The organism is Deltaproteobacteria bacterium (assembly GCA_019308995.1).
GTDB lineage: Bacteria > Desulfobacterota > Desulfarculia > Adiutricales > JAFDHD01 > JAFDHD01.
The window spans coordinates 59,592-73,948 of record JAFDHD010000006.1; the positions used below are offsets into that span (position 1 = coordinate 59,592).

The 14,357-nt window shown below is 47.5% G+C and carries 9 protein-coding genes; 6 read left to right on the plus strand and 3 right to left on the minus strand.

Annotated elements, in window-relative coordinates; translation table 11 throughout:
• Positions 1-219: 219 nt before the first annotated feature.
• From JRI95_02455 to JRI95_02465, 3 genes are all read left to right on the plus strand, one after another.
• Positions 220-2,628: a response regulator gene (locus JRI95_02455; protein ID MBW2060404.1), complete on the plus strand. Its 2,409-nt coding sequence runs from the start codon at positions 220-222 to the stop codon at positions 2,626-2,628.
• A 313-nt stretch (positions 2,629-2,941) separates the two neighbouring features.
• Complete coding sequence (locus tag JRI95_02460; protein ID MBW2060405.1) at positions 2,942-3,466, plus strand: hypothetical protein; 525 nt, start codon at positions 2,942-2,944, stop codon at positions 3,464-3,466.
• A gap of 254 nt (positions 3,467-3,720) precedes the next feature.
• A complete protein-coding gene (locus JRI95_02465; protein MBW2060406.1) occupies positions 3,721-5,028 on the plus strand; it encodes a DUF362 domain-containing protein in 1,308 nt (435 codons plus the stop codon).
• A 126-nt stretch (positions 5,029-5,154) separates the two neighbouring features.
• Here JRI95_02465 and JRI95_02470 read toward each other — a convergent pair whose 3' ends face one another.
• Positions 5,155-6,480, minus strand: a complete 1,326-nt coding sequence (locus JRI95_02470; GenBank protein ID MBW2060407.1) for an aminotransferase class III-fold pyridoxal phosphate-dependent enzyme — start codon at positions 6,478-6,480, stop codon at positions 5,155-5,157.
• Between the two features lie 512 nt (positions 6,481-6,992).
• Between JRI95_02470 and JRI95_02475 the strand changes: the two genes are divergently transcribed.
• From JRI95_02475 to JRI95_02485, 3 genes are all read left to right on the plus strand, one after another.
• Complete coding sequence (locus JRI95_02475; GenBank protein ID MBW2060408.1) at positions 6,993-8,609, plus strand: site-specific DNA-methyltransferase; 1,617 nt, start codon at positions 6,993-6,995, stop codon at positions 8,607-8,609.
• 82 nt (positions 8,610-8,691) lie between these two features.
• The gene (locus tag JRI95_02480) at positions 8,692-9,432 is read left to right on the plus strand and encodes a hypothetical protein (GenBank protein MBW2060409.1); all 741 of its coding nucleotides are present in this window, start codon (positions 8,692-8,694) and stop codon (positions 9,430-9,432) included.
• 195 nt (positions 9,433-9,627) lie between these two features.
• Positions 9,628-10,275: a cytidylate kinase-like family protein gene (locus JRI95_02485; protein MBW2060410.1), complete on the plus strand. Its 648-nt coding sequence runs from the start codon at positions 9,628-9,630 to the stop codon at positions 10,273-10,275.
• Between the two features lie 57 nt (positions 10,276-10,332).
• On the opposite strand, the gene JRI95_02490 is transcribed toward JRI95_02485, so the two are convergent.
• Together JRI95_02490 and JRI95_02495 are read right to left on the minus strand one after the other, a co-directional pair.
• Complete coding sequence (locus tag JRI95_02490; protein MBW2060411.1) at positions 10,333-12,909, minus strand: VWA domain-containing protein; 2,577 nt, start codon at positions 12,907-12,909, stop codon at positions 10,333-10,335.
• 10 nt (positions 12,910-12,919) lie between these two features.
• Positions 12,920-14,302 carry a hypothetical protein gene (locus JRI95_02495; protein ID MBW2060412.1) on the minus strand — a complete coding sequence of 461 codons (1,383 nt, stop codon included), beginning with the start codon at positions 14,300-14,302 and terminating at the stop codon, positions 12,920-12,922.
• Positions 14,303-14,357: the final 55 nt, after the last annotated feature.

The window sequence follows — 14,357 nt, forward strand, 5'->3', positions numbered from 1 at the left end:
ATGGGGGTGGAGAGTAATTTGTTTTATTTCTTTATGTTATAACGATCGGCTCTTTGATCGCTGACAGGATCATAACTTTGACCCCATGCCTCGGCCTTTTCGAAAACGATGGGCGCAACTGGTGATAATCGTCTTATGATCGAAATCGTTGCCCAAAGTATGCTGATAAACGAACGGCAGGCTGGGGAATCAGAACTTTATTGAAATTTGGAGGTATTCATGAACGAACAAACAAGCAATATCTTGCTTGTTGAAAATGAGAAAGCCCATATTGAGCTGGTGGACCGTGCCTTTAAGTCCTGCACCGGGAAATTTCGCCTCAGAGTGGCAAAGAGTCTGAAGGAGGCCCTGGATTTTTTAACGGAGTTTGAGTTTGATCTTGTTATTGCCAAACTGTTTTTACCTGACGGCCTGGGGACGGAATTAATAAAAGAAGAGCGCCGTGTTCCATTGGTGTTGATAATTTGCCACGGAGACGAGCAGGTGGCTGAGGAGGCGATGAAAGCCGGCGCCTTGGATTACGTAGTCAAGTCTGAGGTTACCCTGGCCGATATGCCTCACATCGCCGGGCGCGCTCTGCGTGAATGGAATTACATCATTGAACGCAAGCGCATGGCAGAGGAATTACGCAAGTCGGAACAGAAGTATCGCCATCTGGTTTATGAAATAGGTGAGGTGATTTTTATCGCTGACACGGAGACAGGCATTATTTTGGATACTAACAGGCAAGCTGAGTTGCTCCTAGGGCGAACCCGTGATGAAATTATAGGTATGTCGCAGACTGAACTTCACCCGGCTGATAAGGTTAAGGAGTATCGAGAAAAGTTCAAGACGCACATCGAACAAGGACATGCTGCAGATTATGACGGTGAGATAGTGAGGAAGGATGGCCGAGTTGTTCCGGTAGCAATCAATGCAGCCGTTACCAGCTTGAACAAGAAACAGGTTATTATAGGTCTCTTCCGCGATATTACTGAGTTCAAGCGGGTTGAGGGGGCCTTGCGGGAAAGTGAAGAAAAATACAGGAAATTCGTGGAAACATTACCTGACATGGTTTTCAGGCTGAGAGTCTTCAGGCCGGATACCGCCTTTGAAGAGCAAGAGAAAATAATGAACGGTATTAATGAGATAAGGCGAGCAGATGAAAACACTCTCGATGAAGTTGTAACGAAAGTTATTGATCAACTGCTTCCGTTCGTAGATGGAACAATAATAGATTCCAACCAAATGGCCACAAATCTACTGGGGTATTCGCTTGACCGGTTGGGGAGTATCACCATGGCAGATATTATTGCTCCTGAATATTTTGATCTAGCCCTAAAAAATATGCTGAAAATATTTGCGCAAGAAAGTCAGGCCAGATTGGAATATGAGTTAATCACTGCGGATAAAAAGAGAGTTGCTACAAGTATCAACGCCAGGCTGATAGAACGAGAATTCCCTTTTATTATTCACGGGGTTGTGAGAGATACCACCGAGCACAAGCGCCTTGAAGCTCAACTCCGGCAGGCCCATAAAATGGAAGGAATCGGCACACTGGCCGGCGGTATCGCCCATGACTTCAACAATCTGCTTATGGGCATTCAGGGAAACGCTTCTTTGGTTCTTTTAGATCTTGATCCGAATCATGAGCATTATGAGAAATTAATGACCATAAAAGGCCTAGTCAAAAGCGGAACGGGTCTCACCAGGCAGCTTTTAGGCTTTGCCAGGGGCGGAAAATATGAGGCAAAGCCGACTGACCTGAATGAACTGGTAGCTAGGAGTTCCAGGATGTTCAGTCGCACCCAAAAAGAGTTAAGAATTCACCAGAAGTATCAGGAGAACACCTGGACGGTAGAAGTAGATCAGGGGCAGATTGAGCAGGTGCTTTTAAACCTTTATGTCAATGCCTGGCAAGCCATGCCTGGCGGGGGGGATCTGTATCTTGACACAGAAAATGTAACGCTCGATAAGTCCTATATTAAGCCCTTTCATGTGGAACCGGGCAGATATGTGAAGATTTCTGTCTCAGATACTGGCGTGGGCATGGATGAGGCGACCATCCAAAGGATATTTGAGCCGTTCTTTACCACCAAAGAGATGGGCCGGGGAACAGGGTTAGGGCTTGCCTCGGCTTACGGGATTGTCAAGAATCATGGGGGTATCATAAATGTTTACAGTGAAAAGGGGGAAGGAACCACATTTAACATCTACCTGCCAGCATCTGAAAAGGAAGTAATCGAAGAAAGGAAGCTGCCTGAAGAGCTCGTAAAGGGAGAAGAGACCGTTCTTCTGGTGGACGATGAGGATATCATTATTGACGTTGGGTCAAAGATGCTGGAAAGATTGGGTTACAAGATCCTGCTGGCAAGAAATGGAAAAGAGGCTGCCGAACTTTACTGGAAAAACAAGGAAAAGATTGATCTAGTCATTCTGGATATGATCATGCCTGGCATGAGCGGTGGTGAAACTTACAACCATCTCGTCAGGATCAACCCAAATGTAAAGGTTCTTCTTTCCAGCGGATACAGCATCAATGAACAGGCAACCGAAATACTGGAACGGGGCTGCAGCGGCTTTATCCAGAAGCCGTTCAATCTAGAGACGCTGTCACAGAAAATGAGGGAAATTCTGGATGCTGCGTAAGCCCTATCTTTGAGGATATTGTTTCTCTTTTAGGGGAATATTACCGCATAGCTTATAGGTAAACCGGGCGAAGGCTATCTTTAGACAGCTTCACTCAGTGTTACCCAAGTTTGTTAATACGACAAATTTTAGAACAGATTTCCTTGACAAATGATACGTTTTGAGACAGTCTATGTCATAACGTCAATAATTGGGATGATAATGGTTCCTTAAGGAAAGGAGGTGAGTGTCGAGAGAGGGACCTGAGTGGTCTAGTTGCTAGTGTTGTTCAGTTTATTTTCTTAAAGAAAAAAGATGCTAAGGAGGAAGGAGCATGAATAAAGTATCGAGAATTCTGTTGGTGGTGTTTTTTATGGCGGCAACCTTTATGGTCGGAGCTATGGTGCTTCCCACCCTGGCATCTGCCGCGGAATATGTCAATGCATCACCCGCTTTTACCGTGACTTACGGGGATGAGTGGAAATCAAAACCAACCACCGGCGAAGCGGATGTCCTCACGAGAAACCATACTGATGCATCTAGGGGTTTCTCAATTTCCGTTGCTGATATTCCTGAAGGCCTGAAGCTTGAAGGCCATGCCAAATCTTATGGTGAAGGCCTGGTAGCATCCGGGATCGGCTCAGAATTCGAAATTATTTCGAATGAGGCCACCAAGACCAAAGACGGTTCCCCAGCTTACTTCGCCGAAACCGAGTGGATGTATGGTGGAAGCACGCTCATCACCACCGGTATTATGTCTGCCTTCAAGGGCGGAAAGTGGATTTATGTCCATCTCTGGACTCTTGGCGCGTTGGAAGATGAAGAGATGGACATTTTAAACAGTTTGAACTTCAAGTAGCTGTTGAAATGAGCTGAAATCAGTAATAATCAACAACTTTCGCTTTTAAGCCAGGTAGTGTGCTGGAGTAATTGAAGCCTTCTTAGGCTGGGTCTTACTTCAATGAGAAGGCCGGATCAAACTCCAGCATACTACCTTGTTTTTTTACACGATTGACTGGATATTAAAGACCTTTGCTTTAAATCCCGTATTAAATATCTAATCAGCTTGATAATTTATTCAATGTTCTTTGAAGTAAACCGGATCGGGGAACGATGATGACCGCGGGAAAGACAACCGTATCCATTGCCAAAGGCCACAGCAACCTCTCTGAACAAGGGGTTGAAACTCTGGTGAGAGAATCTCTGAACCGTCTGGGAAATCTGGATGACCTCATCAGCCCGGGCAAGAAAGTCCTGGTTAAACCAAACGTGGCAGACACCTATACCATCAGGGCTGAGGTAACAGACGTTCGAGTCACCAGGGCCGTGGCTGAAATGGCCAGGGAAAAAGGAGCTCAGGTTATCATCGCTGAATCGGCAGCCGTAGCCATGGATACCGAGAAGGTGTTCGAGATATGCGGTTATTATGATTTGCGGGAAGAAGGATATGAACTTGTGGATATGCACCAAACAGAGTCGGTAAAGGTTCCTGTCCCCAGGCCCAGGGGTAAGATAAAAGAACTGGAAGTTTATAAGCTCTTATTTGACGTGGATACCATTATCAGCGTCCCTGTGCTCAAAACCCATATGTCCCTTGTGGCGACATTGAGCATCAAGAACATGAAGGGGAGCCTCCCGGACACGGAAAAGAGAAAATTTCATCTGAAGTACGGTGTCGAGGAGGCGATCGCCCAGTTAAACACACTTGTCCGGCCCCACCTGACCGTGGTTGATGGTATCTGGGCTGGTGCGGGGTGCATGGATAGCGCGCGCATTCTTGAAGAAATGAATCTGATTGTGGCTGGCCGGGACCCTGTAGCGGTTGACACTATTTGCTGCCAGATCATGGGCATTGATCCTCAAAAGGTACTTCATCTCAAGTATGCGGAAGAGCTTGGAGTTGGGACTATGGACCCTGAAAAGATCGCGGTCGTTGGGAAATCCGTGCCAGAAGTTAGCAAGAGATTTGTTTTGCCTACCGAACGGATGGAGGAGCTTACTGAAGGACTGGACATCAATATTATCACGGATGATCGCACCTGCACCGGCTGCCTGACGGCTATATTTTCTACCCTGGGTATTATCGTTCAAATGGGGCATGCCCAAGCCTTGAAAGGGTTGACGCTGATCTCCGGCCTGGGGATTGAAGAACCGCCGGATGTGCCCAGGGAAAAACTCATTCTCATTGGGAACTGCACGGCCAGGTTCAAAGATCGCGGCCGGCATGTTGAGGGCTGTCCTATCTGGCCCAATGAAATGATTTATGAAATTACTGGAAAGGCCGTGCCAGAAACGATCATGGGAGATCATGTGGAAAGCGCTTATAAGATATACCAACAAAAGATCGCTGAGGGCGGACAGGAGGGCTTTCCCTGGAATGAACCGCCTGATGAAAATGAAAAGAGCAAATATACAATATAAAATTCCGACCAAACCTTACAGTAGATTTTTAAGTGCTAAGGGGAACCTCTTGGCACAGAGACCCCCCCCACAATCCACTAGAAAAAAATTTCCACTTTCGTTTCGCTCGGGAAGTTTCTTCAGCTTTTAAATTGCGCCCTTGGCGCGAACTTCGCCAAATGACTTCTTGAAGGCCTCAATTACCTGGTCAATATCATCTGGAGTGTGTGCGGCGGAGACGAAAAATAAGTGAATACCGGGCACAATCACACCGTTTTTATGAAGGTGATTGTAAAACAAGACTTCAGTCTGCCACGTCTTCCGGCTGACCTGCCATGCGCTTTCGATCGGTTCTTTGGTGAAAATCAGGTGAAACATTGATTGGGCGTTCATGAGGTTGGCCGGGTAGTCTTCCTCCTTCAGGAAGGTATTTACTTGGCTGGCTAACCGCTCCGACTGTTCGGTCAGATAAGGATAAATTTCGGGGTGGGCCTTAATGTATTTCATCACGGCGGTGCCGACCCTGCTCGTCATGGGGTTGCCGTTAAAGGTGCCGCCGGAAAAGATGGTCGTGCCTTCACCGTGAAAGTTGAAGACCTCCATGATATTTGCCGAAGCCGTTATGGCGCCGATAGGCATGCCTCCGCCAATGGCCTTTCCATAAGTGGCCATGTCACAGGGGACGTCAAAAAATTCCTGGGCGCCATGAAAACCGCCGAGGCGGACCCCGGTGATAATCTCATCCATCATGAACAGGACGTCGTTTTCCTTGCAAACTGCACTTAGTTTTTGCAGAAACGGGCCCTGGTCCAGGCGCGGGTTGGAACTCTGTACAGGCTCGATCATCACAAGCGCCAGCTCGTCTTTGTGTTCACGAATCAGATCGAACGCCGTCTCATGGCGATATGGCAGCATAAAGACCTGGTCAGTGGTTTCCTTTGGAACTCCTCTTCCCATTGATTTTAGCTCCGGCCTGTTGGGATCGCTTTTCTTGTCCGCGGTTACCGTCACATAGTCGTGCGCGCCGTGGTAGGAACCGACAAAGACTCCGATTTTGTTTTTCCCGGTAAGGGCCCGCGCGGCTCGTATCGCATACATAGTGGCTTCGGTGCCTGAATTACAGAAAACCACCTTCTGGCCGCATGGCGCCGCTTCAACCACGAGTTCAGCGAGTTCGCCCTGAAAGGGATTGGTAAGGCCAAAGTGAGAACCCAGGTCTGCTGTTTCCTTGATGGCGTTGACCACTACATCCGGGTTATGCCCGAGCAGAATGGGGCCAAAGCCCATGGTCAGGTCAATGAAATCGTTGCCATCTACGTCTGTGACGCGGGAGCCTTTAGCTTTCTTGACGTAAAAAGGGTAGGGGATGTTAATCGTGCCCACGACCTCTTGAGCCAGGACCTTGCTGTTGCGCACGGCGACTTCATGCGAGGTCGGCATCATGGCTTGAAGTTCTTTGAGGATTTGTTCCATGGCCTTCTCCTTCTCTATTCCGCAATGTGAGGCGCTGCTTCGTAATGCAAAGTCGCACCGTGCGGTCAAATAGGAAATTGTTTTAAATTCGCAATATGGCGCTTGGCCTTTTTCTTCTGAAGATCAAGTTGAATGCTTAAGCAGGGAACAATGCTGGCTTGTAATTAACAGAACCATGGTTCATGGTCAAGTGAATTAACAGGCTTCTGAAAGCCATCAAAATACAGGGGATGAATCCTTTGATTGAACGTTTCAAATTCCCGGGAACACGGGACTGCCCGGATAAAGCATTAAAAGCGAAAAGTTTAGAGTCTTTATGGTCATGAAATGAAGTATCCGGGTCAGATATTCAATCCCTTTACCTTTTTCTTGACTTCATTAAAATGAATGTTATCCTGGCTTTATACTTAAAAGACATAGCTGGAAGAAATTGAACGGCAGGCGAGAAGCATGATTTCCAGTTTATCCTATGTTCTTTATAAGAATTTTTCATTAAATAAAATAACCCATGAATGATGACTGAAAATATCCTTTATTATGGTGACAACCTGGACGGCCTTCGCCGTTATGTCAAAGACGAATCAGTCGCTCTGATCTATCTTGATCCACCTTTTAACACCAGCCAAAATTATAAAGCTCTTTTTCGCGAACAAAACGGAAGCAGATCAGCCGCCAGAATAGAGACCTTTGAGGATAGTTGGCGCTGGGACCGGGCCGCTGCGTCTGCCTGTCAAGAAATAGCGGATTCTAGCGGCAGGGTCGGTGAGGTTATGCAGGCCTTGCGGTTGAGCATTGGCCAAAATAATCTGCTTGCCTATCTGGCCATGATGACTCCAAGACTGCTGGAACTTAAGCGTGTCCTCAAGCCGACCGGCGCTATTTATCTGCACTGTGACCCAGCGGTCAGCCATTATCTTAAGATGCTCATGGACGCCGTGTTTGGTCCTTTAAACTATAGAAACGAGATTATATGGAAACGTGCTCAAACGAAATCCCGTGTCAAAGGCCGTCTTTCTAAGGCCCATGATGTGATTCTTTTATATGTAAAATCACGAAGGGCCAGGTTTGAGCGTCAATACAGAAAGCATGATCCGGAATATGTAAAGAAGTTCTATCGCTTCATCGAACCGGGCACGGGCAGAAGATATATGCTGGATAATCTGGCTCACCCAAACAAGAATCAGCCAGATCTGACCTATGAATTCCCTCCAGGAAGCGGCGTCGTCAGGGTTTGGCGCTGGACAAAAGAAAGAATGACCAAGGCCTGGGAAGAAGGACGCGTCGTGATCCCTGAAAAGGGGAAAGTGGCGCGATACGTCCGCTATCTCGACGAAATGCCTGGAATCCCGGTTACAGACATCTGGGATGACCTTGAGCCCCTGAAGGGTTCCGAGCGGGAAAGCCTGGGGTATCCCACACAAAAGCCTGAAGCCTTACTCGAGCGCATTATCAAACTCAGCAGTCATGAAGGGGACCTGATATTAGATCCGTTTTGCGGCTGTGGAACCGCTATCGCCGTGGCAGAACGTCTAAAAAGGAAATGGATTGGTATTGATATTACTCAGCTGGCTATTACCCTCCTTAAAAACAGACTGTATCACGCTTCTGGAGATGAGGCGAAATATAAGATTATCGGAGAGCCGACTTCCCTTGCAGAGGCTCAAGCTCTAATGAGACAGGACCCTTTTCAATTTCAGTGGTGGGCCTTGGGTCTGGTGAGCGCTTGGCCTGTGGGGTCAAAGGAAGACCTTGAAAACGGCCCCCACGGTCGGCTGGATTTCCATGATGATCCTAGAGGCAGGAAAAAGCAAATCGTCTTTTGGGTAAAAGCAGGTCCGATAAGCGTTTCCCACGTTCAGGATTTAAAAGAACTCATTGAACAGACAAAGGCTGAGATCGGCGTCTTGATGACTCTCCAAGAACCAGCCCAGCCTCTGCGCTCCGAAGCGGCCGAAGCCGGGTATTACGAATCCCCATGGGGTAAACATACCCGGCTGCAAATACTTTCTATAAGCGATCTGCTGAAAGGCAAACGAGTTGACTGCCCGCCTGCTCACTACGTCAGCGTGACCCATAAAAAAACTCCCAAAGCAAAAATAAAAGACAAAGAGCAGTTGGAGTTGCTCTGAATAAGTTGATATATTTACTTAAGTGAAGCACTCCATATAAAATAGTGATTGTTGCGTGATATATGATAAGGAGTAAAGAGACATGGCACACTTCAGTAGGCAGATCCTTTTAGGGTTATCTCTGCTTGTATTATCTACGGTTTTTTATCTCATTCACTATGCCATCTTCCGGGATCCACACCATATCTTCATTTACATGATCGGGGATATCGCCTTTGTCTTCATTGAAGTGCTGCTGGTTACGCTGATAATCCACCAGCTTCTGGTTGAAAGGGAAAAACGGGCCCAGTTAAAAAAGCTGAATATGGTCATCGGGGCTTTCTTCAGTGAAGTCGGGACAGAGCTGTTAAAATATTTTTCCGACCTTGATCCTGCGCTGGATAAAATAAGAAATGAGCTTATCGTAAACGACCATTGGTCGGACAAGGAGTTTTCCGATGTCAGTAAACGTCTCAAAAATTATGATTATAGCGTTGAGATTCAAAAAGATATATTAAAGGAACTAGGCGGTTTTCTTATCCGGAAAAGGGAGTTTTTGCTCCGATTACTGGAAAATCCGAATCTACTGGAACACGAATCCTTTACGAAACTGCTTCAGGCCGTTTTCCATCTGACTGAAGAATTGGAAAACAGGGAAGACGTTATGCATTTACCGGATAATGATTACAAGCATCTTGCCAATGACATCAAAAGAGCCTACACCTCGCTCGTCCATCAATGGTTAGATTATATGAGGCATTTGAAAGCTGAATATCCCTATCTTTTTTCTCTGGCCATAAGGACCAATCCATTTGATCAGAGCGCCTCGCCGGTATTAAAATGACTAATCGAGAGTTTTATGATAATTTTATTAACCTATCCTTTTAAAATAGATGATTAACGGGAAGTTTGAGATCTCCTCAAATTTACCTGGGTTAAAAAGATAAGTATCTTGTTACTGCTTTGAGCCGGTTTATTCTGATCCTGCAACTGCAAGACCAATGATGGCAGCCGCTGCGGCAGGAAGGAGGGGAATATCATGGCCGTTATAACAATCTCCCGGCAGTTCGGCGCCGGAGGCAGGACCTTGGGCGAGGCGGTGGCCCGTCGGCTGGGCTACCAGTTCGTGAGCCAGGATGTCGTAAATAAGATTGCCGAGGAAGCTCACGTCTCAATTGATTGGGTGCGATCCATGGAGAAGGAGGCGGGTGGACTTTTAATGCGCCTCGCGTCCAGACTGGTCAGCAGCGATTTCATTGACCGACACATCGGTGAAGATAGGTCTGATTTCGACGAAGAAAAATATGCCGCTTTCCTTAAGAGCCTCATTACCAGCATTGCAGCCTCAGGGAATGTGGTATTCCTGGGCCGCGGTAGTCAGTTCATTTTGGCGAATAGACCGGATATAATTAATATCCTTCTAGTGGCTGACTTTGAAGATCGTATCAATTTTATCTCGGAAATTTGGGACGTAAAAAAAAGCGAGGCTGAACAGACCATCACGGCACGGCAAAAAAGGAGGAAGACCTTTTTAAAAGCATTTGATCCGCGAGACCCCAATGATCCGAGCCTCTATCACCTGGTTATAAACATCAGCCGAATCAGCCTCGACCAGGCCGAGGAGATGATTATCTGGCTGGTTGAAAAGATGGAGGACCGGCCCGAACAAAATGAAACTTCAACTTGATTCTTTTATGGGGGAAAATTTTTTTCTAAAGGGTGCTGCTTCAAATGAAGACTCCAATCATCTAATCCGCCCCAGAGTCTCAAACTTTCTAAGAGCCACATCAGCGATAAGCAGAAATAGGGACAGGAGAGCCAGGTACGGCCAGAGATGGATTCCGTATTCCTTGGCGCCTGAGGTGGCTGTAAATAGCCCGGCGGGCTTGTCTTCCGGCCCGAGCATCCGTCCTTTGGTGACGGAGGCCAGGTGTTTAAGGAGAGAATAATTAACACCCTTGTTAGCGAATTCGTCGGTATAGGGGATGCCGTATCCAAATATTTGAGTGCGAGAAGAATCACTTACCTTATCGCCAAAAAGCGTTAAATAATACTCGCCAATTTCTTCGGCTTCGAAAAAGCCGTGGTATCGGCCCGGCGCGATCTGGTCCAGCAAGATGGTTTGATTGACCTTGGATGGAAAGAGCACGTTGATTTTCAGATTAAGGTTATTGATAAACCGATTTTGATCGTCAGTCACATCCACCTCGAATGTCCCCTTGCCTCCTTCCCGGGTGACAGTGGTGTGATAGTTCCTTGGTGTTTCTTTTCTCTGGGCCCATTTGACCAATTGAGAAACGAATTTAGGGTAATGATCCCATTTTACCCAGTCCTTTCCCCATCGCATGGAAAGATCTGAGGTAAAGGCCACGCTGCGGCCCAGTCCGTATGACCAGGCCGCCAGAAGCGGTCCCTCCTGGGTTCTGAGGAGGATGCGTGCGCCAGGTTTCGGGAAGGTGATGACAAACCCATGTATGAGCGGCCACTCATCAGAGATGAAGCCCATTATCATCTCATCCTGCATGACCGTATAGGGTTTCAATAATTTCTCAATGACGACCCTCTTAGCTGCAATCTTGGTTTCACCCATGAAGATTCGGGGGATGTTATCGGCGTCTTTGGTGAAATAACTTCGACCACCACCCCATTTTGCAATGCTGGCCATCAATTTAATATCCGCGTCGCTGCCCACGGCCACCGTGGAAATTGTGATGCGCGCTTTTCTCATGGCACGCACGAGGGTACGGAAGTCTGCCTTATTTGTTAAACCGTCTGAAAGGACAATAACGTGTTTCTTGGAGGCAGAGATTTTTTTAAGGACCCTGAAGGCCTCTTCGAGGCCAGGAAAAAGCTCTGTTCCACCGCCTTCTTTCAAGGTAGATAGCTTGCGGGCGATCTCCCGGCGTTTTTTGGCCTGTATTATCGGGATGATCCACTCATATTCCGAATCAAACGCCAGGAGCCCGACCTTGTCAATGGGGTTAAGCATCTCCACCGCTGAAAAGGCCGCGATTTTAGCCCCTTCGAGTTTGCTTTTTCGGGTGATACTTCCCGCCATGCTGGCGGATTTATCAATTACCAGGATGAGACAGAAGCCCGGCAGCTCAAGAGTGGTCGGCACATCCATGAACACGGGCAGGGCCTTTTCTACGGGCGTCTTTAAATAACCACCGGCGCCAAAACTCTTATCCCCGCCGATCATGATCAGGCCGCCGCCGATGTCCTTGACGTATTTTTCCAAATGCTCCATGGCCATATAGGAAAGGGACTCCCCTGAAACGTTGTCCAGGATGATGGCGCTAAAGTCGAGCAGGCCATGAATGGAATGAGGCAACTCTTCTATTTTCTTGGTAACAATATTGAGCCCCTGACGGCGCAGGGCCCGGGACAGAGGGCTTGCTTCTTTACCTTCCCCGGCTAGATACAGGATTTGTGATTTTCTCGTTCCCCGGGTAAATGAAAGCCCTTCGTTGTTTTGAGGCACTGCGTCCTGAGGTGCATTTATGATCGCTTTATACATGTAAAGACCCTGGGTCTGAAGGGTTTCGACGAAATGAAAGACATTCTTTCCAGGCTGGAGTTTCACCTTTTGATTGACCATGAGTTTACTGTTTCTTAAAAGAATAAGCTCACCTTCACCATCATCCGTACTCGTCACCACAAGCCGGATGTCAAAGGGGGTTTCCAGATGCACAATGGACGGCGTCTCCAGCTTTTCAATGAAAACTTCGCCCTCAGTAAACCAGGTCGCAAGCGGAAAGGGATAGATTTCAATACCCAGCGATGCGGCCAAATAGGCCGTTTCAACCGCGTCTTCTATATTCTGATTTCCATCTGAAAACAGAACAATTCTATTCTTTCCTTCCTGAGGCAGTTTCCCGATGGCCAGTTGTAGGGATTGAAAGATATTGGTAAAATTTGTATTGACCTGAGACCTGTAATCAAGAGGTTGAAAATCATGGCTCAAGGCAGCTTCAAGCGAGGGCCGCTTTCCAAAGATTATCAGGCCGGCCTGATCTTCTTCTCCGATGCCCGTAACGGCTTCCTGCATGAACTTTAGCCCCGCCCTTTCCTCTTCAACTGACACGCTCCGGGAAACATCCTGGATGAAGAAAAGGTTAACCCGGTCAGAGTTTTCAAGTATTCTCGGATCGGCAAGCGATAAACCGAGAACGAAAATCAGAAGCGTCCTCAGTCCTCCAATCAGTATTCGACTTCGAAGCGGCCGGTTCTGAAGAGAGAATCGGCTGATCATGATCCAGGTGACTGGAATGAAGAGCCAGAATAAGAGAAACACGGGTTTGGTTAGAGCGATAGGCATTTAGCTCGCCTCACCTGTTTCTCAGCCAGAAATACCACTCCAGGATGAGACTGGCAAAGGCTATAAGGAGAAAGAAAGTCCAGAGGGGCAACTCGGCCGTGACCGGCTCCGGGCCTGAGCTTTTTCCCGCTCCCTGGTCGGGTGTTTGATGAGCAGGCCCTCGGATATTCGATTCTGATTCGTCAAGTAGATTAACGGCAAAATCGCGCCACTTTTCACCTTCTATAACCGAATATATACCAACCTCACCAGTGCCCGTATACCTGAAAGGGCTGGCTGTTCGTTCATATTTTTCCCATTTCCCAGATGGCGTGCGGATTGAGAAAGCTTTCGTTTTGGCTTCAAGTTTAAAGGTAAATGGTTCCCCGGCCGTGATTTGCCGTGATGAGACGCGAAGTTTATTGGGATGGAGCCATTGGAAGATGTTGCTCATCATGACCGGGAAGGCCACCCTGAGCGGAAGATCGGAGCTGGTAAGATCAAAGCCGAGAAAAACGGCGCGCAGTCCGCTTTTTTGATAGGCATACATCAGCCCGGTTTGACGCGATTCAAGGATCGGACGCAAGTTTTTTTCCGCTTTGATTAGAGAGGCGTTTTCGATATTGAGCCCACTTAAATCGAGGCTGGACATCAAAGGATTTTTGCGGTCCCAGTCCAGAATTTTGGGATATTCGATTTGACCGATTTTAAGGAGAGGGATCGAGGGGGAGAAGGAATTGATCAGTAAAAAATTTCCTTTTTCCGTTGACGGGGCAGAGATGCGATCCAGGATGACAATATCATGCCGTTCAGTCTGAACCGCCCAGGAGGAAGGAATGACTTCCTTGACCGAATTGATCATGAAGTTGGGGTAGGCGGCTAGTAGCTTTTCCAAGAAAAAGTTGCCTTTGGTGACCAGGAGGACCCATATATTTTTTGAGGCGCTCAGTACGGAATAGGCTTTGTTATCAGTTGGGAAATCATCTTTTAGGTCAAGCGCTGCTTGAGCCGTTCCGGCGATAAGGCCGGAGTAAGGAAAGATGAGCAGCTTTTTTTCTAATTTTTTCAGTCCGATCGTCTTCTTGAAAATCGTTTGTCCGTCAAGACTCAGGCTGAAGGGGCAAAGAACAGGATGGGGGTTGAAATTCGTGATCTCCACCATGATCTCATAATGATCTTCCAGATCGAGTTCCGGCCTGAACTCAAACTTAGTGATGCCAATGTTCCTGCCGCCGCTCGGGATCAGGATTGATTTGATTTTTGGATGGGCCTGGGCCAGTTTTTCAAAATCACCACCCGCGCCGTCAGTGATGAGAAAGGTCCAATCGTCTCGCTCCGGGTCCATAAAAGAGAGAGCCAGGTAAACTGCCTTTTCTATTCGCCCTGGCGCGTCTGAGGGTTGGATGCTTTGCACTATCCTTTTGAGGTGCTTTTTATCATCTGAAAAGGGAGATCTTAAAAAGGGCTTG